The sequence below is a fragment of the Helicobacter himalayensis genome, from assembly GCF_001602095.1.
In the GTDB taxonomy this organism is placed as follows: Bacteria; Campylobacterota; Campylobacteria; order Campylobacterales; family Helicobacteraceae; genus Helicobacter_F; species Helicobacter_F himalayensis.
Genome location: NZ_CP014991.1, coordinates 1,081,495 through 1,107,570 on the forward strand (window position 1 = coordinate 1,081,495; position 26,076 = coordinate 1,107,570).

General features: G+C 41.4%; 27 protein-coding genes. 4 read left to right on the forward strand and 23 right to left on the reverse strand.

Features of this window, described 5'->3' with window-relative positions; genetic code table 11:
- Nucleotides 1–4 precede the first annotated feature (4 nt).
- From A3217_RS05225 to A3217_RS05245, 4 genes are all read right to left on the reverse strand, one after another.
- The gene (locus tag A3217_RS05225; protein WP_082807883.1) at nucleotides 5–2,824 is read right to left on the reverse strand and encodes a molybdopterin-dependent oxidoreductase; all 2,820 of its coding nucleotides are present in this window, start codon (nucleotides 2,822–2,824) and stop codon (nucleotides 5–7) included.
- Nucleotides 2,825–2,946: 122 nt separating this feature from the next.
- On the reverse strand, nucleotides 2,947–3,165 hold the full coding sequence (locus A3217_RS05235; RefSeq protein ID WP_066388697.1) for a hypothetical protein: 219 nt from the start codon (nucleotides 3,163–3,165) through the stop codon (nucleotides 2,947–2,949).
- Between the two features lie 79 nt (nucleotides 3,166–3,244).
- The gene (locus A3217_RS05240; RefSeq protein ID WP_066388701.1) at nucleotides 3,245–3,976 is read right to left on the reverse strand and encodes a molecular chaperone TorD family protein; all 732 of its coding nucleotides are present in this window, start codon (nucleotides 3,974–3,976) and stop codon (nucleotides 3,245–3,247) included.
- A 9-nt stretch (nucleotides 3,977–3,985) separates the two neighbouring features.
- Nucleotides 3,986–5,581: a 4Fe-4S dicluster domain-containing protein gene (locus tag A3217_RS05245; RefSeq protein ID WP_066388702.1), complete on the reverse strand. Its 1,596-nt coding sequence runs from the start codon at nucleotides 5,579–5,581 to the stop codon at nucleotides 3,986–3,988.
- 321 nt (nucleotides 5,582–5,902) lie between these two features.
- Between A3217_RS05245 and A3217_RS05250 the strand changes: the two genes are divergently transcribed.
- Both A3217_RS05250 and A3217_RS05255 read left to right on the forward strand, forming a co-directional pair.
- Entirely contained in the window at nucleotides 5,903–6,775 is an 873-nt protein-coding gene (locus tag A3217_RS05250; protein WP_082807884.1) for a threonine/serine exporter family protein, read from the forward strand.
- Nucleotides 6,768–7,331 (forward strand): threonine/serine exporter family protein, encoded by a 564-nt coding sequence (locus A3217_RS05255; protein WP_082807885.1) that lies wholly within the window; start codon nucleotides 6,768–6,770, stop codon nucleotides 7,329–7,331. Before A3217_RS05250 ends, A3217_RS05255 begins: the two co-directional genes overlap by 8 nt.
- A gap of 243 nt (nucleotides 7,332–7,574) precedes the next feature.
- Here A3217_RS05255 and cmoA read toward each other — a convergent pair whose 3' ends face one another.
- From cmoA to dnaJ, 17 genes are all read right to left on the reverse strand, one after another.
- Nucleotides 7,575–8,318: a carboxy-S-adenosyl-L-methionine synthase CmoA gene (gene cmoA / locus A3217_RS05260; RefSeq protein ID WP_066388703.1), complete on the reverse strand. Its 744-nt coding sequence runs from the start codon at nucleotides 8,316–8,318 to the stop codon at nucleotides 7,575–7,577.
- A 12-nt stretch (nucleotides 8,319–8,330) separates the two neighbouring features.
- Complete coding sequence (gene hisJ / locus A3217_RS05265) at nucleotides 8,331–9,122, reverse strand: histidinol-phosphatase HisJ (RefSeq protein WP_066388704.1); 792 nt, start codon at nucleotides 9,120–9,122, stop codon at nucleotides 8,331–8,333.
- An 11-nt stretch (nucleotides 9,123–9,133) separates the two neighbouring features.
- Nucleotides 9,134–10,354, reverse strand: coding sequence for an EpsG family protein (locus tag A3217_RS05270; protein ID WP_066388707.1), 1,221 nt, complete (start codon nucleotides 10,352–10,354; stop codon nucleotides 9,134–9,136).
- 3 nt (nucleotides 10,355–10,357) lie between these two features.
- Nucleotides 10,358–11,086 carry a bifunctional demethylmenaquinone methyltransferase/2-methoxy-6-polyprenyl-1,4-benzoquinol methylase UbiE gene (gene ubiE / locus A3217_RS05275; RefSeq protein WP_066388708.1) on the reverse strand — a complete coding sequence of 243 codons (729 nt, stop codon included), beginning with the start codon at nucleotides 11,084–11,086 and terminating at the stop codon, nucleotides 10,358–10,360.
- The gene (gene argH, locus A3217_RS05280) at nucleotides 11,076–12,521 is read right to left on the reverse strand and encodes an argininosuccinate lyase (RefSeq protein WP_066388709.1); all 1,446 of its coding nucleotides are present in this window, start codon (nucleotides 12,519–12,521) and stop codon (nucleotides 11,076–11,078) included. Before argH ends, ubiE begins: the two co-directional genes overlap by 11 nt.
- A 27-nt stretch (nucleotides 12,522–12,548) precedes the next feature.
- Nucleotides 12,549–12,998, reverse strand: coding sequence for a protoporphyrinogen oxidase HemJ (gene hemJ, locus A3217_RS05285; RefSeq protein WP_066388710.1), 450 nt, complete (start codon nucleotides 12,996–12,998; stop codon nucleotides 12,549–12,551).
- Between the two features lie 36 nt (nucleotides 12,999–13,034).
- Entirely contained in the window at nucleotides 13,035–13,646 is a 612-nt protein-coding gene (locus tag A3217_RS05290; protein ID WP_082807886.1) for a YigZ family protein, read from the reverse strand.
- 8 nt (nucleotides 13,647–13,654) lie between these two features.
- Complete coding sequence (locus A3217_RS05295; protein WP_066388714.1) at nucleotides 13,655–14,698, reverse strand: beta-ketoacyl-ACP synthase III; 1,044 nt, start codon at nucleotides 14,696–14,698, stop codon at nucleotides 13,655–13,657.
- Nucleotides 14,699–14,723: 25 nt separating this feature from the next.
- Nucleotides 14,724–15,731 carry a phosphate acyltransferase PlsX gene (gene plsX / locus A3217_RS05300; RefSeq protein ID WP_066388715.1) on the reverse strand — a complete coding sequence of 336 codons (1,008 nt, stop codon included), beginning with the start codon at nucleotides 15,729–15,731 and terminating at the stop codon, nucleotides 14,724–14,726.
- Between the two features lie 75 nt (nucleotides 15,732–15,806).
- Nucleotides 15,807–15,959: a 50S ribosomal protein L32 gene (rpmF, locus tag A3217_RS05305; protein ID WP_066388716.1), complete on the reverse strand. Its 153-nt coding sequence runs from the start codon at nucleotides 15,957–15,959 to the stop codon at nucleotides 15,807–15,809.
- A gap of 1 nt (nucleotide 15,960) precedes the next feature.
- Nucleotides 15,961–16,341 (reverse strand): hypothetical protein, encoded by a 381-nt coding sequence (locus tag A3217_RS05310; RefSeq protein WP_066388717.1) that lies wholly within the window; start codon nucleotides 16,339–16,341, stop codon nucleotides 15,961–15,963.
- A gap of 40 nt (nucleotides 16,342–16,381) precedes the next feature.
- Nucleotides 16,382–16,795 carry a nucleoside-diphosphate kinase gene (gene ndk, locus A3217_RS05315; RefSeq protein WP_066388718.1) on the reverse strand — a complete coding sequence of 138 codons (414 nt, stop codon included), beginning with the start codon at nucleotides 16,793–16,795 and terminating at the stop codon, nucleotides 16,382–16,384.
- A 99-nt stretch (nucleotides 16,796–16,894) separates the two neighbouring features.
- On the reverse strand, nucleotides 16,895–17,572 hold the full coding sequence (locus A3217_RS05320) for a DJ-1 family glyoxalase III (protein ID WP_066388719.1): 678 nt from the start codon (nucleotides 17,570–17,572) through the stop codon (nucleotides 16,895–16,897).
- A gap of 40 nt (nucleotides 17,573–17,612) precedes the next feature.
- Nucleotides 17,613–18,512 (reverse strand): bifunctional riboflavin kinase/FAD synthetase, encoded by a 900-nt coding sequence (locus tag A3217_RS05325; protein WP_066388720.1) that lies wholly within the window; start codon nucleotides 18,510–18,512, stop codon nucleotides 17,613–17,615.
- Nucleotides 18,481–19,254 carry a TlyA family RNA methyltransferase gene (locus tag A3217_RS05330; RefSeq protein WP_066388724.1) on the reverse strand — a complete coding sequence of 258 codons (774 nt, stop codon included), beginning with the start codon at nucleotides 19,252–19,254 and terminating at the stop codon, nucleotides 18,481–18,483. Before A3217_RS05330 ends, A3217_RS05325 begins: the two co-directional genes overlap by 32 nt.
- A complete protein-coding gene (locus A3217_RS05335) occupies nucleotides 19,254–19,790 on the reverse strand; it encodes a hypothetical protein (protein WP_231860203.1) in 537 nt (178 codons plus the stop codon). Before A3217_RS05335 ends, A3217_RS05330 begins: the two co-directional genes overlap by 1 nt.
- A 13-nt stretch (nucleotides 19,791–19,803) precedes the next feature.
- On the reverse strand, nucleotides 19,804–20,913 hold the full coding sequence (gene dnaJ, locus A3217_RS05340) for a molecular chaperone DnaJ (protein ID WP_066388726.1): 1,110 nt from the start codon (nucleotides 20,911–20,913) through the stop codon (nucleotides 19,804–19,806).
- A gap of 313 nt (nucleotides 20,914–21,226) precedes the next feature.
- Here dnaJ and A3217_RS05345 point away from each other — a divergent pair, with 313 nt between their 5' ends.
- Together A3217_RS05345 and A3217_RS05350 are read left to right on the forward strand one after the other, a co-directional pair.
- Nucleotides 21,227–21,748 carry a hypothetical protein gene (locus A3217_RS05345; RefSeq protein WP_066388727.1) on the forward strand — a complete coding sequence of 174 codons (522 nt, stop codon included), beginning with the start codon at nucleotides 21,227–21,229 and terminating at the stop codon, nucleotides 21,746–21,748.
- Between the two features lie 301 nt (nucleotides 21,749–22,049).
- A complete protein-coding gene (locus A3217_RS05350; RefSeq protein WP_156471865.1) occupies nucleotides 22,050–23,234 on the forward strand; it encodes a hypothetical protein in 1,185 nt (394 codons plus the stop codon).
- 282 nt (nucleotides 23,235–23,516) lie between these two features.
- On the opposite strand, the gene kcuS is transcribed toward A3217_RS05350, so the two are convergent.
- Both kcuS and A3217_RS05360 read right to left on the reverse strand, forming a co-directional pair.
- Nucleotides 23,517–23,717, reverse strand: coding sequence for a KCU-star family selenoprotein (gene kcuS / locus A3217_RS05355; protein WP_066389744.1), 201 nt, complete (start codon nucleotides 23,715–23,717; stop codon nucleotides 23,517–23,519).
- 55 nt (nucleotides 23,718–23,772) lie between these two features.
- Nucleotides 23,773–25,938: a carbon starvation CstA family protein gene (locus A3217_RS05360; protein WP_066388730.1), complete on the reverse strand. Its 2,166-nt coding sequence runs from the start codon at nucleotides 25,936–25,938 to the stop codon at nucleotides 23,773–23,775.
- Nucleotides 25,939–26,076: the final 138 nt, after the last annotated feature.

A 26,076-nucleotide genomic window follows, 5' to 3' on the forward strand; every position in this document is an offset into this window, starting at 1 on the left:
CCCCTTATGCTTTTTCTACGCGACAAAGTCCGCATTTTGTCTCTGGACAGCCTGAGTTGTAATCAAAACCATAGCTTGAAATCATATTTGCTGACTCACCGATGGCATAAGGCGCAGTGCCTTCTGGATAGTTTCCAAGCAGATTCTTGCCTTGATCCATTCCAGAGAAGTTTTGTGGCAACCACACGCTATTATAATCCACGCGATATGAAAGCTTAGCTTTTGTGAGAATCTTCGTCTCCATCGTGCCATGCACCCATACCATATCACCATCTTTGATACCTAGCTCAAATGCTTTATCTGGGTGGATTTCCACAAACATTTCGCCATAAACCTCAGCCAAATATTTTGCGCTTCTTGTCTCTGTCCCTGTTCCCATATGTGCGACTAAACGCCCGCTTAGCATATTGATTGGATAATCTTTTGTCCAATCTTTCTCTTTTTGACGCGTGCGATATTTCACATTTGCACGGAAGAGATTCTCTTTATCCGGGAAGCTTGGATATTTGTCAATCAAATCTGGACGCACAGAATGTATCGGCTCTCTATGCAATGGAATCTTATCATACCAGTTCCACGCTATCGCGCGCGCTTTTCCATTACCATAAGGGCAAAGTCCTGCTTCTAGCGCCTTTTCGACTAGGATATTATTCCCCATTCCAAAAGAATACGCACTAAAATCTTTAATCGCCTCCTTTTCTTCCTCTGTAAGCTTCACACCTAGAGATTCTATGTTTTGCGCGCTTACAGGTGCGTGTCCTGCGATTTTCGCACCGGGCAGAATATGAGGTGAAAGCATTGTAGCACCATCTGGCGCGCTCACGCCCCAATTTACCCTAAAGCCCATTCCACCTTCCATAACCGGCTTACTATCATCGTAAAATACCGGCGTTCCGGGGTGTTTCTCACTCCAACAAGGCCACGGAAGCCCATAGTATTCGCCCTTAAATGGACCATTACCCATAAGCGTAACCTTATCAAACATATGCCAATTTTCCTGATGCGCTTTCAAACGCTTAGGACTCATACCCTGCAAGCCTATGCTGCGAATGCTTTGCGTAAGCTCTGTGGTTGCATCTTCGGGCCAAATAAATTGGTCTCTACCATCGGCTTTTGCAATTTCATACAAGCTTCGTTGAAATTCCTCTAAGAATCCAAAACGTTTAGCAAAATCAAAGAGAATCTCTTGGTCCTCGCGGCATTCATAGAGTGGATCCATCACTTTTGAGCGCCATTGATAACTTCTGTTTGTCGCTGCAAGTGAGCCGGAGGTCTCCATCTGGCTAGCCGCAGGCAAGACAAAAAGATTATTATCTTTCTCGCAATAAATCGCCAAATCATTAACATATGGATCAATAAACACGACAAGTTCAAGTTTATTCATCGCTTTGCGTTGCAAGTCAAGCAATGAAACGCTAGTCATTCCCGTACCAATTACTACAAGTGCGCGCAGCATTGTCCCGCCGTTGTTTTTTGCATTTTCTTCATCAAGCACACCAAATTTCCAAGTAGAATGCGCAAAACCGCCTGCTTCCATCATTTGCTTGTTCTTATAGCGTCCTTGTAACCACTCATAATCCACACGCCAATGTTTCGCAAAGTGTCTCCACGATGCCTCTGTAAGCGGATAATATCCGGGTAAAACATCTGGATTTGACGCCATATCCGAGCTTCCTTGCACATTATCGTGTCCGCGCAAGATATTCACGCCACCACCATTTTTACCAATATTGCCCAAAAACATTTGCAAAATTGGGACAATACGCGTATTGCTCGTGCCAACTGTGTGCTGTGTAAGTCCTTGATTCCAAATTGCACTTGCTGGCTTTGCTGCTGCCATTTCCTCAGCAATATGGATAATAGAATCCGCTGGAATCCCCGTGATGTCTGCTGTCACTTCTGGTGGGAATTTCTTAGCCTCTTTTATAATCTCTTCATATCCATACACTCTATCTTTGAGATATTCTTCATCATAGAGTTTTTTCTCAATAATCACATGGAGTAACCCATACACAAACGCAATATCTGTGCCACTGCGGATTCTGTGGAATTCATCGCACTTCGCGGCTGTTTTACTAAAATGCGGATCGATACATACAAGCTTCGCGCCACGCTCTTTCGCACGCAAAATATGCACCATCGACACAGGGTGATTCACTGCTGGATTTGCCCCGATGATAAGAATGTATTTTGAAAACATCATATCACCTAAATGGTTTGTCATTCCACCAAATCCAAATGTATTCGCCACACCGACGACTGTTGGGGAATGTCAAACGCGATTACAGTGATCAAGGTTATTTGTGCCAAAAAATGCTGAAAACTTCCTTAAATAGTAGCATTGCTCATTTGAGAGTTTCGCGCTTCCTATCCACATAACCGCGTCAGGTCCGCTCTCCTCTCTAATTTGCATAAGCTGTTTTGAGATTTTATCCATTGCAGATTCCCAATTTGTGCGTTGCCACTGACCATTGACTTTCTCCATCGGATAGCGCAAACGCGTTTCACTTCTTGCTCTATCGATTAAGTCAGCACCTTTACAGCAATGCCCGCCTTGAGAGATTGGGTGATCTTGCGCCACTTCTTGACGCACCCACACGCCATCTTGCACTTCTGCGATGATGCCACAGCCTACAGAACAATGCGTGCAAATTGTTTTTATACGTTTCGCCTTAGGGAACATTTCTTTAATTTCCGCTTGACTTGCTTGGCGAATCACACGCTCACTATCACTTCCAAACGCACTTCCCACACCTGCAACTGATGCCAATGCAGAAAGTTTAAGGAAAGAACGGCGAGCGTTTCGTCTTGTTGTTTCGCTCATATTAATTCTCCTTACTAAAATTTGTTGTTTTAAGCTTTTTTAAGATTCCCCAAGAACTAAGATTCTCCAAAAAGGATTCTAAAAAAAAGCCACCGCCTGCCTTAAATTGCACGTTTTTGGCACTATCTTGCTACTGCAAAATATTCCTGCCAATACTTCGTATCGCTACGATAAAGCACTTCTTGCTTTTTACTTTTTCCCTTAATGACCTCTTTTTGCTCTACGCCACTTTTGCAACCACTAAGCGCCACAGAACCTACCGCCACGACCGCCGCGCCAAGTCCTGCACTTTTAAGAATCTTACGGCGCGCGCTAAGATTCTTATCTTGTGCCTGAGACATGTTTCCTCCTTTTGATGAAATTTGTGCTTGGGTGTCCCCATTTAAAGGTTCTTAGCTCAAAAACCCTTATATAGGGACATCACGCGTATTCTTCTAACTGCAAAAAGCTCGCGAGCAATGCACCCACCAAACTATAACAAGCCAAATCCTCTCTCATACTTAAGATATCTGCAATTTCCATACCCATAGGCTTAATACATTCCGCAAAAATCTGCCTTGAAAGTGCCTCTGATATGTGGCTAGAATCCGTAGATTCTGTGCTATCTTGCAATAAACAACGCATCAAAAGTAGCAAAAATCCAAAATGATCCTCGCTCTCTTTAAACTCCTTGCTATTGAGCCTAAAATGCGTTTGCTTCACAAGCTTTTTGACCTCCAAAAGTGCCTCACCATTAAGACAGCCATTTTTATAATGGCTTAGGTATAAAAATACCTGCGGATTTGGCACATTTGCGCGCTGTCCTTTGCGCCCACCAACAAAAGCTGGTAAATTCTTTGTCGCAAAAGGAATATTAAAAGTCTGGCTGTATTCGCGCACAAGACTTTGTGTGTCTGTTTGTTGCAAATAACTTTTAAGCATTGCAAATCGCGCAGAATCCTCGCTCGCAATTGGGCTTTGAGACAGAATATCAATTTGCTTTAAAAAAAGCTCCTTGCGCTTTGGCAATAATTCAAACAAGAAAAATCCCGCAAAAAAGTCATAATACAGCGCGCGCACGGAATTGAGCGTTTGGCTAAAGTTTTGCTCAGCAAGATTCCGCCCTTGATTGTTTTGTTTTTGAATGTTTTGGTTTAAACCCATAGATTCCATACTTTTCCTTTAAGAGTGCTCTTTTGGTGCAAAGATGATTTTTACTTTGCAATCCGCGCAACATTCGATACTTTTTTGCTTCATAGAATCCCCTGCAAACGCGCTACTTAAAAGCTCTTTGATTTTTGCAATTGATTTGCTTGTTGCAAAAATTTTCCCACATTCCACGCATTTAAAAGGCTCATCTTGCGCCTTTACCTCATACGCAAAGCTACTTGCTTTGACATCAAGCACATTAGATTCTATCCTTATGACTTTCTCCGCACACGCATCCGCGCAGTAGTTACACCCCGTGCAAAGAGACTGCTTAAAAAGCAATTCAAAAGATGAAGTATTATTAACAAGCGCTTTTGTCTTGCACGCCTCCACACAGGAAAGACACAAAGTGCAACCTTGAGAATCTATAAGCACATTGCCAGACTTTGGCATAGAGATTCTGCCAAAGTCATTGCCTCGCACCCACGCAAACGCCCTTTGTGAAAAAACCTCTTTTAGCCCCTCGTTTTCGCGCGGTGTGTAAATGTAATGCGCTTGCTCCAAAGGCTCTGCTTGCAAAAGTGCGGAATCTAGCTCAGATTCACTACTTGCTAGTAAAATGCAATCTTTACCAAAAATCGCTTGTGAAAGTGCATTTATGGCTTTTACGCTTTCACTCATATGCACATTTAGCTCACCATAAAAAATGAGTGTGCTGGCACTCTCTTGCACAAGACTTAGCAAGTAAGTTTCATTCAAAATATGTGGCTGTCCCATCACAAAAGGTAGCGCGCTTTTATTTGTGCTTTTTGCAAGGACTTGTAAAACCTGCGCGCTGGCAGATTCTGCATGTATGACAAGTGAAAAGCCCTTGCAAATGCGCGCTTGAGAAGTGAGAGAAAGCAAACCTTCACTCTCACGCATAAGCGCACCTGTGGGACATACACTCACGCATTCCCCACACGCTACACAATCTACAGGACTTAGGAGCATCTCCATTTTTTTCATATCGCTAAAAATCCCACGAGTAGCACAAGTGCTTACACACGCCAAGCAATAACCACTTCCATCGCTTTTAGCCCTGCGATGTTGAAAATCACAAAAATTTGGATTAAACGCAATGGGTGCTTCATAGCTATATACTCCACAATTCGCGTGTAGTTCGTTAATAAGCGCGCTTGCATTCGCATATTCACTCACCCAATGCACACCCTTAATGCTTGCCACAGATTCAAACTTTGTGAAAAATACCACTTGAGAAACCTCAAGCACAAGTGGTATTTGCGCACTAGATTCTGTATAAAGGAGTTTAAAATTCCCAAAATTCCCATTTAGCACCACGAAGCTTTGCGGTAAAACATTAAAAATCTCTAGCTCTGAAAAGTATCTAAAAGCGGGGTTTTGCTTGGATTCTGCAAGTTTGGCTAAAAAGTCCTCAGTCACGTCTCCACTGCCCACCACAGCGATGATTGGCTTAATAAATTGGCTTTTATGAGAGTGCAATGGGAGATAATCAAGCCTTGTTTCATTGACTTCGTTTAGAATCTCGCAAGTCTGCGGGGAGAAAACATCGCTTTTTAAAAAAATATCATACACATTGCTTTCAAAAAGCGTCAAATGTCCTTGCATATGTCCTCTTTGTGTGGCTTATTTTGAAAATGAAATTTTTCTTTACTTTTTTTGGCATTTTAGGTAAAGTTTTTCTTGTCTTTTCTTAATTTGGGCTTATTATAGGAAGCAAAAACCAACAGCTTCAAAGACTTATCAAATCCATAATTATACAAAATAGAATATATTGAAAAAAAGTAACACAGCAGACAGCAAACAAAACTATTAAAAAACTCAAACCGAGAGCTAATAGATTCCAACTTTTTAAAAAAGATTTAAAAATTTTAGCGTTATGATTGCGCTTATTTTCTTTACAAATAGAGAATCTTTAAGGTCTATAAAATGAGTGCAAACCTCCTCAAACAAAAATCCAAAAGCCACGCTAGAAAAGACAAGCATACCAAAGATAAGCAAAATCATAAAGGCAAACAAAATCACGAAAGTGAAGAAATAGAAGAGCTAAGCGTGTTTTTAGTTCAATACGCCGCAGCACTTCTTTCAAATGGCGCGTATTCCTCGAGGGTCTCGCGTTGCACAAAGCGCATAGGAGAAAGCTATGGCTATGATGTGAATATGATTATTTGGCTAAAAAACATCACCCTTAGCATTTCTGAACGCAGTAATCACCAAAATCGTCGCACGCAAGTTAGCTCAAATCCGCCACTTGGCGCAAATTTCCGCATAATTTCAGACTTAAGCGCGCTTAGCTGGCAAATATATGATGAAAAAATCTCACTCACGCGCGCCAAAGAGCATTTCAAAAACATTATGGAATCTAAAAATTACACTTTTTTTTACTCACTCCTTTTTGCAAGTCTCGCAAACACTGCCTTTTGTAAGCTTTTTGGTGGCGATGTAGGCACGCTTTTATGTGTCTTTTTGGGGACATTTGCAGGCTTTGCAAGCAAGCATATCTTAACCAAACGCAAAATCGATGTGCGCGGAATCTATGTGCTCGTGGCATTTATCTCGTCATTTGTCGCTTATATCGGCGTGCATTTTGGCATTACCAGCACGCCAGAAATCGCCATAGGTCTTAGTATTCTCTACCTCATACCCGGCATTCAGATTATCAACGCGCTTGCAGATGTGCTCCACGAATACACGCTAATGGCGCTAAGTCGGGGTGTTAATATGGTAATTTTGCTTATTTGCATTTCCTTTGGTGCGTATATGACATTAAGCATTGCGAAAGTGAGCCTAATCCATGTCTGATTTTTTGCAAGAATACCCACAAGTTCTCGCCATTTTGCACGCGGAATTTTTTGAAGGCAACGACATCAGCGATATTTTGCTTCGTATGCTTTTTGCGATGGTGGCAGGATTTGGCTTTTCATACCCCTTTAATCCGCCAAAACACATACTTTGGGGTATTATATTTATTTCTGGGCTTGGGTATTTTATTCGCTCTATGTTTTTGCAAATCCCTGTCTTTAGCCTTGCTGGAGCGAGTTTTTGCGCAAGTTTTTGTATGGGGATTGTGGCATTTCTCATTGCCAAACGCGCTAAAGTCCCGACAGAGACGATTGTTTTCCCATCGCTCTTGCCACTTTTTCCCGGAAGCTATGGGTATAAAAGCATTCTTTCCCTGCTCGCCTTTGCCAAAAACGCCGATGCACCAAACCAGCTAGAGTATCTCCTTGCGTTTTTCAACAATCTTACCATTATGCTTTTTGTCTCTGTTTTGCTTGTGGCTGGGGCGTTGATAACTTTTATCATCTTTTATGAGCAAAGCTTTATGATGACACGCGGAGTAAAAAGTAAGGAATAGATTCTAAAAAAGGGAGATTCTTTAGAATCTATTCCTTTAGATGCACCTTCGCGGGAGTGAATTCCGCTCAGCTCCGCTTGCGCGTTCATACTCGGCGTTTTTTTGGTTATTGAGATTTACAGATTCTGCAACGTTATTGTGGTTTTAGATTCTATTTGTTTGAGTGTATCACCTTGCTTGGAGGATTTAGCTTCTGTGGTGTTGGTTGCAATTTAAGAATCTCTTAAAAGCACCCATAAGATTTTATGCGCGCGCAATGAGTGTGCCAAAATTCACCCATTTAAACAGAACTTCCACCGCGCTAAACCCTGCGCTTTTAAGCAATGTGATATTTTCCTCCAAGCTATAAGGCACAAGCACATTTTCTAGCGCCTCGCGCTTTGAGGCGATTTCACTTTGTGAGTAGCCATTGCGAGCCTTGTATTGATGGTAGTATTCAATCATCTGCTTTGCAAAAAAGCTATCCTCGCTCACCATCTTTTCACTGATGATAAGCACACCATTTGCGCGTTTTAGGGAATCATAAAGCTTTTTGACAAGCCCTAGGCGCAAAGGCGGGCGGATAAATTGCAAGGTATAGTTACTCACAATCGCGCTAGATTCTTTAAATTTCTCTTTCGTGCAGTCCGTGACTTTGAAGCAAATATCCGCATTATAAGCCTTTGCCTTTAGCTTTGCGCGCTCAATCATCGCACTTGAAGTATCTAGCCCAATGAGCTTTGCGCAAGGCAGGTGGGGAGAAAGCGCTAAAAGCAGATTTCCAAGCGAGCAACCAATATCATACACCACGCCATTTTTGACATTTGCGCTCAAAAAATCCACACAAAGTTGCAGATTCTCCTTGTAAAATGGAATTGAGCGCTCCAGCATATCATCAAAGACACTTGCCACCTGCGCGTCAAACTCAAATTGTTTGCTAGGTGCGCTTGCAAAAAGTTCGTCTTTGAGATTCTGATACGCAGACTTGGGTTTTGTAGTGTTTTTCATAGCTTGAGGATTTTAATCTATGACGTATTCTTGCGGTATTTTATCTTTGAAAGCAAAGATATGCGTGTAACCAACCTCTTTGGCTAAGGCGCGACAATGCTCATACCGAAAGCCTATATGCTCGATTGCGTGCGCATCAGAGCTGAAGGTGATTGGCACACCGATTTCAAAAGCAAGGGAAAGTATCTCTTTTGAGGGATATTGTTCTTTGCACGGCTTGCGTAAGCCAGAGGCATTGATTTCCATCACGCATTGCGCTTGTTTGATAGATTCTAAAGTACTGGTGAGTTTTTGCAGCACGCTTTTTGGCGGTGGATTATTAAAAACCTTTAGCAAATCAAAATGCCCTATAACTTCAAAATTCCCGCTCTGCGCACAAAGCGTAATAGAATCCAAATATTCCTCCCAACATTTTTCAAGACTTAAATTCTTGTAATGCCCCAAAAACGCAGGGTTATCAAAGCCAAAACTTCCCAAAAAATGCACCGAACCGATGAGATAATCAAGTGGGGCACGCAAGATGCTAGATTCTAGCAAATCCTCACGCCCCTTGATAAAATCAACCTCTAGCCCAATTCTCACATCGATTTTATCGCGGAATTCTTCGCGCAACGCGCACATATCCGCAATATAAGTTTCCACATCCTCTAAGCGCATACGATATTCTTTGTCAAACTCCATAGGTGCGTGGCAGGTGAAGCCATAAATATCAATGCCTAGCTCCACAGCGCGTTGCAAATACTCGCGTGGCGCACCGCTGGCGTGATTACACAAGGGTGTATGATTATGCATATCAAGGCGCATATTACTTCCTTTTAATTAAGCAAAAAGTAGAACCAATCTCCACCTACCCCATAATGATACATTGCTTGTCTCTCTGCTACAAAGTTAGGCTGCCAAATATAAGTAATATAGATTTGGGCAAAAAATACAACAATAACACTGCTGTAAAGCAAGAAAGTATTATTGCGAAAAACTAAAAAGAGAAAGAATCCAAGCGGTATATAAAGAAATATAGGAGAAGCCCTATGCATAAAGTGCGTATAACCCAAATTCGCACAAAACATAAAAATTCCATAACCAAGAATGATATAGACCCAACTTTTATCAATCTTGTCTCTATAATGCCAGCAAAGAACTACTATTATCACAAACAAAGGCATTTTAGTTACTATACTCGCAAAACTCGTGTAAAAGTTTTGATAAACATAGTATCCTAACTTTGAAGCAAATATATCACCCATAACATTAGCATACTGAAACAAAAAGGGCATAAGCATAGAAGAAAGTATAAGAAAACACGATACCCCAATAAGAATAAAACCTACCTTTGTGTGATGACGCAGTAAATAATAAATGATAAAAAAGAAAATTGCGCTTACATGAGAACAAAAAGCAAAAACCAAGAAAAAAATCATAGGCAAGCGCCTTTTTTGGCTGAGGGCAAAAAGAATAAATATTGTCGAATACATTTGACGCTGTAAATGTGCTGCTTGATAATATGAAAACATAAGCAACGCAAGACATACACATAAAGCGGCTTCTTTTTTGCTAAACTTTGGCAACTCATATTTCTCTAACCAAATATAGAACAAAGTAGCCATACTCAATGAGCTAAGCATCAAAAAATGAACGCCATCAATATAACCAAAAATAAGAGAAAGAAAAGCATAATATAACGGAACGATAAATTCTACTCCCTGATTAAAGGAAAAGATGGCGTCATAATTTTTATACACCATATCAAGATATGTTGAATAATAAATCCCTTGATCGCCCATTCCTAAAAAAAGTATATCCCCATAAGTTACCGAACCTGATACCATAATAATGAGGGCTAAGGAAATGCGTGCAAATCGTGATGGATAAAAAAAAGAGAGCAAAAAAAGTGAAGCTAATCCCACAAAAAAGGCTATCGAAGCACTAAAAGGGATAAACAAGCAAGGTATAAATACGCATAATGCTTCAAAAACCATATGTAAATCAAAACTTGATGTACGTGTATTATTTGTATGTATAAAACTTTGCAATGACATTATTTACCCCTTTATTCCAATAAAAAGTGTGGAGATTCCCGCGCTATATGTTTTACAAAAGTTTTTTTGCACGCCTCTTTCTTGTGATAATTCCTCAAGTTCGCGCACTGAGATAAAATTCTCAATAGAATTTGGCAAATATTGATACGCCTTAAAATTTGAAGTAATCACCCCGCCGAGCAAAGGCAGAATCTTGCGCGTGTAATAGCTCGCAATGCACCCTAAAAGCGTGGGTTTTTCACTTTTTAAAAATTCTAGCACCACAAGCACGCCACCTTTTTTTAGTACGCGTGCAAATTCGCTCAACGCCTGCTTGTATTCAAGCACATTGCGCAAACCATAGGCGATAGAGAGAATATCCACACTATTATCCTCAAATGGCAATGTTTTTGCTTCGCCCTGCACAAAATGTGTGTCCTTGTAGCCCTCAAGCTTTGCCTTTGCGACTTCAAGCATATTTGCTGATGGGTCAAAGCCATAAATTTGCGCGATTTTCACACCTTGCATATTTGCGACATTATACCAATGCTTTATCATATCGCCACTCCCACACGCTACATCAAGGATAATAAGCGGGTGATTTATGGAATCTTGCAAAGCGCTAAAAGCCCTTACGCACGCCTCTCTGCGCCAAGAAATATCAATGCCAAGACTTAGGGTGTGATTTGCCCTGTCGTATTTTTGCGCGATAGCATCAAACATTCCAATAATCTGTTCTTGCTTATTTTGCACGCTTTTCTCCTCTGAGGTTAAATGTCGCAAGCTTAGTTTGTGCGAGATTTTCTTGCGCATAATTAAGAGAATCTTGTAAGGTTTTGATTTGTGATTCTACCTGCACACTGGCTGTGCCACCAAGTGAGTTGCGTGCTTGCATACTGGATTGCAAATCAAGCACTTTTTTTGCCTCTTTAGGAATGCGAGAATCTATGCTTGTTAATTCCTCCTCTCTTAGTTGGCTTAAATCCTTGCCTTGAGACTGCGCGTAGGCTACGATTCTACCGGTGATATGGTGTGCATCGCGGAAAGGGATATTGCATTTTTTTACTAAAAAATCTGCCAAATCAGTCGCGCTCAAATGCCCGCTTTGTGCCATTTTAAGCATATTTTGTGAGTTAAATTGCGTAGTTTTTAAGCACGCGTTTAAAGTCTCAAGGCAAATTTGTGCAGTTTTAATGCTATCAAAAACTGCCTCTTTATCCTCTTGTGTATCCTTATTGTACGCCAAAGGTAAGCCTTTCATCACTACAAGCAGACTTTGCAGATTCCCAAAAGCGCGCCCACTTTTGCCACGTAAAAGTTCGGGCACATCGGGATTTTTCTTTTGCGGCATTATCGAACTTCCAGTTGAAAAAGAATCACTCAAAGTCACAAAGCCAAACTCCGCACTACTCCACAGCACTAGCTCCTCGCTCACGCGCGAAATATGCATCATCAGCATCGCAATATCATAAAGTAAATCTAACGCAAAATCCCGCTCGCTCACAGAATCCATCGCATTGAGGCTAGGCGCACTTAGCCCAAGCTCACGCGCGACAAACTCCCTATCATTCCCATATGGTGTGCCAGCTAGCGCGCCAGAGCCAAGCGGGGAAGTATCATTGCGCGTAAAAGTAGATTCCAAACGTTTCACATCGCGCAAGAAATTGCAGCACCACGCTACAAGATGAAATGCAAGACTCACGGGCTGAGCGTGTTGCAAATGCGTCATTCCGGGCATAAGCGTGTGTGTGTGCTTGCGCGCAATATCAAGCAAAGTTTGCATAAGCTCCAAAATTTGTGCGCGCAATTGCCCATTTGCCTTAAGGGTGTAGAGCTTGAAATCAAGTGCGACTTGATCATTGCGACTGCGCGCGGTATGAAGTTTTTTGCCACTTTCGCCGATGAGATTTGTAAGGGCAGATTCTATTGCCATATGAATATCTTCATCACTATTTTTAAGCGCAAAAGTACCTTCTTTAAAGCGTTGTGTGATTTGCTCTAAACCTTGCAGAATAGAATCTAGCTCATCTTGCTGCAAGATTCCAATCTTATGAAGCATCTTAGCGTGCGCACGCGAGCCTTGAATGTCTTCTTCCCACATTTGGCAATCAAAGCCAATAGAGGCGTTGAAATCCTCCAAAAGCTTGCTTGATTCTAACTCAAAGCGTCCGCCCCAAAGCTTTGCCATACCCATTCCTCTTTGTTTTACAAAATTTTAAAAAGGTTTAAACACCACAAGCACTACAATAATAATGAGCGCAAGGGTTGGAAGTTCATTAAAAATACGAAAAAATTTGCCACTCTTTTTACAACTACCATTAGCCAAAGAGCGTATAAACGCGCCACACGAAAGATGATAAACTAAAAGCAAAAGCACAACGCTAAGCTTTGCGTGAAACCACCCACCGCTTTGAAAAATATGTGGAAAATCTGCCAAAACAAGTCCAGTGCCACTTGCAAAAGTCACTATCACTGCGGGTAAGCCGATAAAAGTATAAAGCCTTTTTTCTTGAATCTGCACGATTTTGACAAACTCGCTGTTGTGAATATTCTCAATGTGATAGACAAACAGGCGCGGAATGTAGAAAAGCATCGCCATCCAAGAAATAAGCGCAACCAAATGCAGGGCTTTAATCCCCAAGTAATGTTCGCTAAAAAATTCCATCTTTTCTCCTTAGGCGCAGATTTTTGCAAGCGCGCATTATAGCTTATTTTTGAGCAAATCTAGTGAATTTTGCGCTCCTAGTAGCGAAATTTGCACGCTAGATTCTAAAAATGCGCTTTTTTGTAGGTTTAGCCCAAGCTTTTTTGCCTCGTATTCTAGCTTTGAGAGTTGGGAATAAGGAATAGTGAGAGAAAGCGTGCCTTGAGGAATGAGCGGGCTTAAAAGATTGCGAGTTTTTGCTTCTTGAACGCAATTTTGCAAGGCATTTGTATAAGCGCGCACAAGCCCACCAACGCCAAGCAAAGTCCCACCAAAATAGCGCACCACAATGCACGCACAATTTAGCAAATTTTCCCCGCGCAAAACATTAAGACAAGGCACGCCAGAGCTTCCCTTTGGTTCGCCATCATCGCTAAAAGATTCTGCAATTTGGTTGCAATGATTGAGAATCCTGCTTGCACGCACGAAATGCACTGCCTTTGGGTGCGCGGATTTTAAGGATTGCAAAAGCGAGTCTTCCTGCGCACTTGGAGTGAGAAAACTTAAGAATCTTGACCCTTTAACTTCATAAATGCCCTGTGCTGTCTCTTGTAGAGTGAAGCCCAAAAGCCCGCTAGAATCTTGCGTGCGCTTATCGCTTTGGGACATAAATATTTTTATGCGCCATTAAAATATACAAGCACAGAACCCCAAGTGAGCCCGCCACCAAAGGCATCAAGCAAAAGCAAATCACCATTTTTCAAGCGCCCTTGCTTATAGGTTTCATCAATCGCCATTGGAATGGACGCAGCCGAGGTGTTGCCGTATTTTTGCACGGTGATGATAATTTGCTCCTCTTCAAACTCTAGGCTCGCGCCAACAGCGTTGATAATGCGTAAATTTGCTTGATGTGGGATAAAAAATGAAATATCTTTGGAGCTAAGATTATTGGCTTTTAGAATCCTTTTGACATCATCGCTAAGCGTTTTAACCGCGAGCTTAAAGGTCTCATTACCTTTCATTTGGATACATTGCAAGGGATTTGCGTTAGAATCTTGCAAATGAGAATCTTGCGCGTTAGCTTTTGCGTCAGATTCAACGTAGGGGTTAAATGCTTGTGTGCGTGGCGTAAGTAGGAAATCGCTGTAATTGCCGTTTGCGCCTAAATGCACATCTACAATGGCTTTTTTTGGATTATCAGTCGCGCTTATAACAGCAGCGCCTGCCCCATCGCCAAAAAGCACACAGGTGCTTCTATCGTTAAAATCAATCACCGAGCTTAGTTTTTCTGCGCCGATGATAAGCACATTTTTATACGCGCCAGATTCTATGAAAGATTTTGCAATGCCAAGTAGGTAGATAAAGCCACTGCACGCGCTACTAATATCAAAGGCAGTTTTGCCCTCAATCCCTAATTTTGCAGAGACTAAGCACGCGGTGGATGGCATCGTGAGGTAATCCGGGCTTAAGGTCGCTACAATCACAGCATCAATCGCACTAGGCTCGATGTTTGCACGTTTTAGCGCTATTTTCCCCGCTTCATAGGCTAAGTCGCTTGTGTATTGCGCAGAATCTGCAAAATAGCGCGTCTGTATCCCCGTGCGCTTGCGTATCCACTCATCGCTTGTATCGAGGTGTTTTTCAAATTCCACGTTGCTTACGCAGTTTTTAGGCACATAGGAGGCTATGGATATTAATGACGCAAAGATTTTTTTACTCATACCTTACCTTTTAATTTACCAAGCTCTAAGGATTTTTAACCTTTTGCGCGACTCTTTTTGCAAAGACTTCTTCGAGTTTTGAACAAATTTCAGAATCTAGCGCGTTTAAGGCTTGATATATTGCACATTCAATCGCACGCGCATTTGAGCTACCATGACTTATGATAACGACTTTTTGCACACCCAAAAGTGGCGCGCCACCATATTCGCTGTGATCGATTTTTTTCTTTAACGCACCAAAGACGCCCTTAAGCAAAAGCGCGCCGATGGTTGCTAAAATACTCTTTTTTACTTCACTTTTGATAATTGTCGAAATTGCGCTTGCTACACCCTCACTCGCCTTTAGGACAAGATTCCCGCTAAAGCCATCGCACACAATCACATCAGTGCTTCCATTGAAAATATCGCGCCCTTCGACATTGCCCTTAAAGTATTCTAGCTCTTTAAGTAAGCCAAAAGCTGCTTTTGTGAGTTCATTGCCCTTCGTGTCCTCTTCGCCATTTGAAAGCAAGCCAACGCGCGGGGCTGGGAAGTTTAGCACGCTTTTTGCGTATTCATAGCCCATCACCGCAAAATCGAGCAAATATTCTGGCTTGCAGTCGGTGTTTGCACCCGCATCGAGAATTATACTTAGGTTTTGGTTGATTGTAGGCATTGTGGTGCAGATAGCAGGGCGTGAGACGCCTTTAATCCTACCTAGTCGTAAGGTGGCTAAGCTCATCGTAGCCCCGCTATGTCCGGGTGAAACAAGTGCATCGGCTAGACCATCGCGGACAAGTTCAGTAGCTATATAGATAGAAGAAGTCTCGCGTTTTGTAGCTTTGGAGGCGCTTTCTTCCATTCTAATGTAATCAAGGCAGTGGATAACCTCCACACGCGTATTTAAATCCTGCGGGATAAGCGGAAGGATTTGCTCCTCATCACCCACAATGATAGCTCGAAAATTTCGTGTCCTAAGTGCCGCGACAACTCCCAGCACAATGGGTTGCACGCCATTATCAGCACCCATTACATCAATTGCGATTTTTTGCATTGCCACCCCTTAAAGGTTAAAGTAGATTCTGTGCTTGCAATTGCAAGTAGCTCCGCGCGTTGCGGAAGTGGTGCTTTAGCCTTTATATGCACCGCTAAATTTATTGACTCTATGAGGCATTTTCCAGCTTCCATCTTTATCTTTCACAGGTTGTGCGAGAGTGATTTTGTAGTGTGTTCTGCGCTTTGCTGCGCGTGTTTTGCTTACTCGTCTTTTTGGAACAGCCATATTATTCTCCTTTTATGTGGTAGTCGGATTTTATAGATTCTATCTCACTATGCAAGACAAAATCTACATCAATAAAACCATCGAAAAACTCGATAACATCGAAGCCATCAAGCACACTTTGGTTTTGTGTATCCCAGAGTCCATCTGAAATATACAAAACCAAAGGCTCATCAAATGTTTTTATAAAGCTTTCGCCACTACGCGCGCAAATAAGTTCCAAATCCCCGCACAAAGCCCCTTCTAACTTCACAACTTGAGAATCCAGCCTTACAAGCGAGCCACTAAGTTTTAATGCATTTTCTAACTCACCATTTGCCCCACTTTGCAGACATTCAAATTCTTTTGGTGTGGATTTGGCGAGTTTTTTAAATGCGATTTTCATTGCAAAAAATTAACTCTTTATAACCTAAGATTCTATAAATTTAGCAAATTTCGCGAGCTGCAAAGAAAAACGCAATTTCATTCTTAGCGTTTTCTAAGCTATCGCTCCCATGCACTGCATTTGCGTCAATGCTATCTGCAAAGTCTGCGCGGATAGTGCCTTTGGCTGCTTCTTTTGGGTTTGTCGCGCCCATAAGCTCACGATTTTTACTCACCGCATTTGTGCCTTCAAGCACCATAACAACCACAGGACCGCTTATCATAAATTCTACCAAATCCCCAAAAAATGGGCGTTCTTTGTGGATTGCGTAAAATTCTTGTGCGTCTTTTGTTGTAAGTTGCAATTTTTTTGCTGCTGCGATTCTTAGTCCATTGCTTTCAAATCTATCAATGATTTTTCCAACAACGCCCTTTTTAACCGCGTCAGGCTTGATAATCGAGAGTGTTTGCTCCATAAATTTCTCCTTAAAAGGTGTTGCCTAAGTTTTCAAAAAAAATGGCAATTGTAGCTTAAGAATGCTTATGTAACTTTAAAATACTGCAAAATTTTGCACTTATTTTGCATAAAGCAAGTCAAGCGCGACCTCTTTGACAACTTGACTAGTGAAATTTTGCGCGTTTTGATAAAAGGCAGATTCTCTTTGGAAGCTTTGCGTATGGCTTGTGTGAAGTAATTCTGCTAAGCACAGCGCAAAAGGCATCGCACTTGCTGGACCTTGCGCGGTAAGTGTGTGAGAATCTAGCACAATGTGAGAATCCACAAAATGCGCGCCAAAATCTTGTGTGCTAGATTCTTGCTTGTTAGAATCTTGTATAGATTCTTGCGCGGGCTTTGTTTGTGCTATTTTCTCTTTACAGCTCGGATAACAAGTAAAAGCGCCCTGCAATAGCCCAAAACTTTTTAGCGCAATAGGCGCGGCGCAAATAGCTGCAATAAGCACACCTTGGGCTTTAAGCCTATGGGTTAGCGAGTGCAATTCTTTGCTTGCACGCATATTTTGCATACCTTTATATCCGCCAGCAAGAATAAGCGCGTCAAAATCCTTTGGCGCAAGCGTATCAATCGCGCATTGTGCTTTGAGCGTGATTTCGTGCGCGCCTCGCACTTCTAAATGTGAATCTAGCGCGCTTAGCGTAACTTTTATCCCACAACGGCGTAAAATATCCACAATGCTCACTAATTCAATTTCCTCAAATCCCTCTGCCACAGGCACAATGACACTTTTTTGCATAGTTTCTCCTTTAAGTTTTTAAATTTGTTAATTCTATCTTTTACAACTCTCTTTTTTCAAGCAAAATTTTTGCCTGCGCAATATCGATAGTGATTTGATTTTTTAGTTCGTGGCGATTTTGAAAATGCCTATTATCACGCAGTTTTTGGATAAAAGAGATTTCTAAAATCGGAGGCAGAATAGGGATAAAGGCTTCTAAAATATGCGTCTCAATGCTAAAAGCCCTATCCGTGCTTAGGCGATTGCCAATAAAACTCACACTTTTTAGATATCTATCAGCAAAAGGCGCAAGTAAAGTGCGCGTTTTAGAATCCTGCAAGTCATCACAAGTGATTTTGCTCAAAGTCGCATACACGCCATTTTCTGGCAAAAAGTAACCATTGCATTGTATATTAATTGTTGCGAAAAGCTCTTTTGAGCCGAGATTTTGCCCCTGCACGCTTGCGCCCAAAATGCTATACGCGCGCCCTAAAAGCGAATTTGCCATTTTAAAATTTCCTGTGGCGATAAATTCTTTTATAAGGCTTGAATGCACGCCAATCTCATTGACGCAAAACTCCTCCACAACGATAATTTCTAGCTGTGGCAATAAAAACTCTAGGTCGCTTGCCCCAAATGCGCGATCTTTCCCAAAGCGGAAGTCATAGCCCACGACAAGTTTTTTAAGGTTTGTAAAACGTTGTATGATAAAGCGCGCAAATTCCGCACCGCTAAAGTTTTTTATCGCACTTAAAGGAAGGTAAAAAATCGGATATTTCGTATAACGCTCTTTTGTGTGCTTTGGTGTGAGCGCGCAGGATTCTGAAGTCTCAATGCAAAGTAATGCGCCTTGTGAATCTAGCCTTCCTAAAAGCGTGCTATGGGCTAGGTGCATACCATCAAATTTCCCAATGGCAAGGCTTGTGATATTATGCGCGTTTGGCAAAGATAAAGATTTCATTATTTCCCTCCTTTCCGCTTATTTGGCTTTTGTGTATAGATAAAAGATGTGTTTTGGCTAAATGCACGCAAAAATTCTCCAACGCATTTTGTATAAGTTTTTCATCTATCACTACGCCTTTTTTATTGCGCTTTGCGAGCTTTCCGACTTCAAATTGTGGTTTAAAAAGCAGCAGCCAATAAGGGCAATCAAAGCTTAAAAGAGAATCTAGTATGCAAAATAGCGAGATAAAGCTCACATCGCAAGTTAGCAAATCATAATACGCGCTTTTTTGGCTAGGCATTTTAGCGAACTCCCTCACATCGCAATTTTCATACAGCGTGATTTTTTCGCTCTCTCTCAAGGACTTATGCAACTGATTGCTTCCAACATCTACACAGGTGATGGACTTTGCGCCCTCTTGCAACAAAACTTGTGCAAATCCTCCTGTGCTTGAGCCAATATCAAGTACACTCGCACCTTTTAAGCTAAGTCCAGCCTGCGTTAAAATCCCTTCGTCTAAAAATGCACGCAATTTGTATCCTGCCCGCCCCACAAGAGAATCTATAATTTGCAAGTCTTTGGGAAAAATTGCTTGAGGTTTTTCATCTATATTTTCAGAATCTGCTTCTATTGTAACCTCGAGTGCGGGCTTTGAAAGGATTTGTCCTTTATAGCGCACCTTTTGTTCAAGCACAGCTTCTTTTGCTTTTTGTCGGCTGGGGAATAGCCCTAAAGAAAACAGCGCGCTATCTAGTCGCATTAACGGAGTTTGCTTTTTAACATGGCATAGCCGAAGTCAAAAAGCATCACGCCCACATTTTCGTCCCCATTTTTGATGGAGAGTTGCAGATTCATCGTCTCTCTATGCTTTTTGCTAATGCTTTCAAATTCCACAATAAAAAGCGCATTGTAGGGGTTTTTGGGGCGCAAAATATCAGTATATTGCGAAGGCTTCAAGCGCGTGATAAAAAGAGAATCTTGGCTAATGTCACTTGAGCTAAGCTTGAAATTTAGGAACTTTTGGATATTTGGATTTGGCTTTTTTTCATACAGCTCCACTAAAAACACTTCGCGTGGCTCTTTGATGTAATCCACATCATTTAAATAAGTCGCAATCGCAACATAAGACGCGCTTTTGCCCTCGATAATTTCAGCTTTGCGCGAGTTTTGTACCTTGCGTTCTAGCTTTTTGCTTAACTCTAGATTCTGCACATTTGTGGTTGGGATCATTGAGGTATTGCGCACATCGCTACACGCCACAAATACCGCGCATTGCAGTAGCAACGCACATATCACACGCAAATTCATTTTAGCGATCAAACCACGATTTTATTTTTTTGAAACACTGCTCTAGCGCGCTTTTATGCGGAACACTTTCTTGTCCAAAGCTTTCATTAAGCTTCATCACAAGCTCTTTTTGCTCTTTTGTAAGTTTTTTGGGATACACGATAGAGATTTCAGCTACAAAGCTTCCATATTGCTTTGAATTGAGGATTTTCACACCTTCATTTTTAAATTCAAACTGCGCGCCATCTTTTGTATTTGTTGGGATTTTTAACTCTAGCTCGCCCCGCAGTGATGGAATAGAAATGCTTTGTCCTAGCAAAATAGCGGTAAAAAACACCGGCACTTGGATATAGATATTTTCCCCATCGCGAATAAAGTTTTCATCTTCTTCAACGCGTAATACTAAGAACAAATCACCTCTTTTGCCTTTTGTGTCGGCGTTTCCTCTACCTTGTATGCGTAGTTTGTTGCCATTATCCACGCCTTCAGGGATTGGCACTTCAAAGTTTTCTTCTTGTGTTTTGTGGCCTTTGCCTTTGCATATAGAGCAAGATTCTACTTTTATTTGCCCATTACCTTTGCACGCAGAGCAAGTTTGTGCGAATGTCATAAAGCCCTGTCTTATATAGGTTTTGCCAGCACCTCCACAAGTGGCGCAAGTTTGCAGTTTGCCATCTTTTGCCCCACTGCCCGAGCAAGATTCGCAAAGCACTTTGTAAGTGTGGCTAAACTGCTTATTGCAGCCAAACACAGCTTCTTTAAAGCTTAGTTTAAGCTCTTGGATAGAATCAAGATTTTGTGTGTTGCGTTTTTGTGCGCCACCACCAAAGCCACCGCCAAAAAAGTTTTCAAATATCGAGCCAAAACCGCCCAAAATATCGTCAAAGCCTTCAAATCCACCAGCCCCACCCTGCAAGCCTTGCTTGCCGTATTTATCATAAATTGAGCGTTTATTGTCATCGCTTAGCACTTCATAGGCTTCATTGATAAGCTTAAAGCGTTCTTCCGCTTCTTTGTTATCGGGATTTCTATCAGGGTGATATTTGAGTGCTAGCTTGCGGTAAGATTTTTTGATGCTCTCTTTGTCGCTTGTACGTGTAACTTCTAAGACCTCGTAATAATCAATTTCCATATGAAAAACTCCTTTTTTGCGATTCGATATTTTTTTGATAATTTTTTAAGAAGTCCGCGATTGTAGCAAAAGAAAATTAAAATATCGATTTATGTTTAGCTAAATTAAAGGTGAGGGAATCTTAAATAATCTCCTAGAAACAAAGTAAAAGCAGGGCTTTTTTTGGGCTTTAGTCTTAAGTGAAATGGGAAATTTAAGAAATAGATTCTACTTTTATGCTATGATTTGTCGATTTCATCGTCTTAAATCTTGCTAAAAGCCTCTAGCTTGAGAGCTTGATTTACTTTGAAAAATTTTTCACAAAGGAGAAAAAATGAAAAAAACGCTTTTAGCACTAGTTTTTGGTGTATTTAGCACATTTAGCGCAAGCTCGGCGATTGATTTGGGTATCCTTGAGATTAGTCCAGAAATAGGCGTGGTAGCAGGTAAAGCAAAGGTTAAAAGTCCTCTTGAATATAGTCCAACAAACTATGGTGGTTATGCGAGGGTTTGGCTAGGCACACTTGGCATTGTAGTCGCACCACAGGCGAAGTTTGATTATTATTCTAAGCAAGGCAATAGAGGAGCTTTTAGCAATACGCAGTATGGCGCATCTATTGGAACAAACTTTGGGCTTGTCGTGCTTCGCTTGACACCTTACATTGGCGCAAACTACTCGCAGTTTAATAAGTGGTTTGATGACACAGTCGCTTATAATGCCGGTATTAAGCTCAAACCTGCGGTTTTACCTTTGGCAGTGAGCTTGCAATACACTTACCAGAATCCTGACATAATCGGCAGCAAATCAAGCATCACAATGCATAATGTACAACTTATGTTGGGCTTGCATTTCTAGGATTTGGTTTTTAGGATTTTTAGAATCTGGGGCTTTGATTTTTTAAGAAAGCTCTAGATTCTGCTCACTTTTTAATTCTTACCTTTTACTTCAAACTTTCTTTTTAAGAAAAAATATTTTACAATCCGCAAATATAATTTTTGAAAGGCAAACATGCGCGCAGAAAAATCAATCGTTTTGCTGGGTGGGAGCAATGCCGTCTTAAAGGAAGGGTTGGCTAATGGACTAGCACAGCTTGGTAATAAGGTGCATAATCTCGCGTTGGGGGGGGACAAATAGTATTCAGGCACTCTATGAGCTATTGCGCCCTCGGAATGTAGAGATTTTGCAAAATGCGGATTTGATTGTGTTTGAAAAAAGTTTGAATGATATTGGCGCGTTTGCTAATGAGCTAGAATGCGCATCTTTGAAAGTGTTGAAACGTAATGCACGCTGGTGCTTTGAGACATTACATAAATTAAAAAGAAAAGTTTGTGTTCTTTTGTTGCCTCGCTATGACTGCAAACAGCTTTACACCGAGCCTATAAATGATTTTTATCGTGCCTTGTGTGTGGAATTTGGCTTTAATTTTGTCGATGTGGCGCGCTTTTATGAGGAGCATAATTTAGAGGATTATGCAAAAAGTGCTGATAGTGTTCATCCGCCACTTGTCATAATGAGAATCTTAGGGCGCAAAATAGCTAAGTATATTGAGGATTTCTCACTCTCTTGCACTATGCCAAAATACACTGGTGCGAAGTTTAAGATACTTACAGCTAAAGAAATGCAAGGCTGCGCTAAAGAATCTCACCTTAAATTTATGCAAAATTCCCGCTATAGCGAGGAAACCTATATGCTTTATGCGGGAGACTCTCTTGCTTTCCCGCCACAATGTAATGGTGCAAAAATTATTGGCATACATACATGGAGTAGAGGATTAAAGGATTTTAATTTCCGTTTTTTTGGTGCGCCAATGTTGATAGAAAATAAAAAAGCAAGTATGGTATATGAAACAAGTGCGATAAATTGTGTGTTTAGTGTGAAAGATTCTTTTTATGTCAGCACGCCGACAACTGTAAGATTGGGCGAGGAGATTCCTATAAATATGCTTAACAACGCTTTAATGCCCCCCCCCCCTAATAGTAAAATCTCTATTCAAAAGCACTGGTCACCATTTATCAATAACCCAGCTTATCGGCGCTTAGATTGTGTTGGAGTAGTGGGGTTTTTACTCGTTATTAATGAGGGTATTGTTGTTGATTTTGAGACAAGGAATCTATCAAATCAGAATCTAAATGGTGATTTGACTGCCTTGCTTTGCCCAATGATTGATGAGTATTTGGAGTTTTTAGAAGAATATGAAAAACTCGAAATGAATAAAAAAATATATGCTAAGGCTTGGCACTACACTTGCTTGCTTCCACGAAAAATTATGAAAAGATGCCAAATAAAATTACAAAAACTTTTTACAAAACAACCACAAATCCATGAGGAAACACTTATTTAATTTAGATTCTATGCTTTCGAAATTGTGTAGCATTTGGGTTTCTCATCAGCAAAAGGTGAATATGGCTATTGAACCTTGAAGTCAAAGCGGAACATTTCAGCAAAGACAATAATGTCAATACAAAGACTCTCAAAATAATAAAATAGCCTCATAGAATCCATGAATTCTATCCAACAAAAGGCACTGAATATGAACGCGGAGCTAAGAGTCACCTAATCCAGATGCATGATAGAACAATCTAAAAAGAACTTTGTCTGTGCAAACTTGCACCTCATTCTTTTATCAGCATTTTGAGCTTCCAGCGCCGTATTTTTGCGCTAATACTTCTTTAAAAAATTCTTTTTGCGTCTTTGGGATTGCTTCTGGGTGCTTGGTTTTGATATGTTCAAGGTATTTTGAATAGCTTGGAACTCCAACGAGCAAATGCGTAAAACGATCACTTTTGACATAAAGCGCTTTAAATTTTTTATATATATTTTTCACACGCGCGCGCAAAGTGCTAGCCTCACGCGCTTGTGGCGCGCGAGACTCAGAATCCTTAGTGGGCAACATTGAGAGCACCTTTATTCTCTACTTCGCTAAGTTTGATATAAGGAGTTTCAGCAAGTGGAAGCGTGTTTGCGCCACGCACGCATTTTGCGCAGATTCTGATAGTTTGGATAAGCACCAAAATTGTTATGCACATAAACAACGCGCATAAAACAGCGTTGATAAGGTTATTTGTCGCGATTGTTGAAAGCTTGGCTGCTTCTTGTGTGAGCGTGTTAATCACAGCAGAATCCGTGCTTGCCGCTGCTTCTGCGAGCTTTGCACTTGCCTTTGCGCTGTTGTTTTGCCAAAGCGCGATATGGCTTACTGCATCATGAATTTTTTCACCATTTGCCGGAAGTAGCTTTAAGATTCCCGCATAGAGTGTGCTTACAAGCACCCAAATTGTTGGGAGAATTGCCACCCACGCGAGCTTTGCTTTGCCCATTTTGAAAAGCACGACAATAACGGTGAGAAGTGCCATTCCTGCGAGCATTTGGTTAGATACACCAAAGAGCGTCCAGAGTGATTTTACACCACCTTGTGGGTCGGTTACACCTTGATAAAGCACATAACCCCAACCAGCCACACATATCAAAGTAGCCACAATCCCCCAAAATATAGAGTGAATATTGCCTATGGGTTTATAAATATTGCCAAGCACATCTTGCACCATAAAGCGCCCAGCACGCGTCCCTGCATCGACAGCTGTTAAAATAAAAAGTGCTTCAAACAAAATAGCAAAGTGATACCAAAATGCCACAGACCCAGCGTTGAAAAGTGGTACTTCAGCAATAATAGATGCCAAGCCAATGGCAAATGTAGGTGCGCCACCTGTTTTGCTTAAAATACTCGTTTCACCAATTTCTTGTGCCTTATGCAAAATCTCCTCTGGAGTGATAATAAATCCCCAACTGCTAATGGTCTGCGCAGCCACCGCTGCAGCCTCTGTAACATCTTTAATACCAGCAGTGCCAAGTCCAGCAGGGGCTACATTGATTGAAAAGTATAAGCCCGGAGTAAGAATCACAGCAGTGATAAGAGCCATAACAGCTACGGCAGATTCCATAAGCATTGAACCATAACCTACCATTCTTGCGTGAGTTTCTTTCTCAAGCATTTTAGGCGTTGTGCCGCTTGAGATGAGCGCGTGGAATCCACTGATAGCACCACAAGCAATGGTAATAAACAAGAATGGGAAAAGCTGCCCGCTAAATACGGGACCGCTTCCATCGATAAAATTCGTAACACTTTCAAATCTCACTTCTGGCGCAACAATGAGAATCCCGCCCGCCATAAGCACAATCACGCCGATTTTCAAAAATGTGCTTAAATAATCACGAGGAGCGAGCAAGAACCACACAGGCAAAATCGCCGCGATAAAGCCATAGCCAATCATAATGTAGGTGAGTGTAACTGCATCAAGTTTGAAAAATGCACTCCAAGTCTCACTTTGTGCCACATCGCGTCCAAAATAAAGTGCCAAAAGTAGCAATACAAAGCCAATAATGCTCGCTTCACCAATCTTGCCCGGACGCAAAAAGCGCATATGAAGCCCCATATATATAGCTATGGGAATAGTCATAGCAATGGTGAAAAGTCCCCAAGGAGATTCAGCTAGGGCATTGACAACCACGAGGGCTAAAATAGCGATGATGAGCATCATAATGCCTAGAATCCCTATCATTGTGATAGTTCCCACAGGTTTGCCAAGCTCTAGCTTGATGATTTCACCTAGAGATTTACCATTCCTACGCATAGAGATAAAAAGCACGGTGAAGTCATGCACAGCCCCAGCTAGCACCACACCAACGACAATCCAAATCATACCCGGCAAATATCCCATTTGCGCTGCAAGGATAGGACCTACAAGCGGACCCGCCCCAGCAATAGCCGCAAAATGATGTCCAAAAAGCACGATTTTGTTTGTCGGCACAAAATCGCGTCCATCGTTATTTACCACTGCTGGTGTGGCGCGATTATCATCAAGCCCTAAAACCTTAAACGCAATGTATTTTGAATAGTAGCGATACGCAATAGCATAGATACACACTGCTGCTACGACTATCCACACTGCTGAAATACTCTCTCCCGTATGTAATGCTAAAACGCCAAAGCACCACGCACCGACAAATGCGATAATGACCCAAATTCCAATGCTTAGAAGCTTATTCATTCTTTTCCTTTCATTATTGTATTCCGCACTATGTACGCTAATTTTTAGCTTAATATAGCTTGATAACAAAGAACAAAGAAAAGTATGGCAAAAGTTTAAAAAGTTTTAGAAAAGTAACATATTTTCCAGATTCACTAA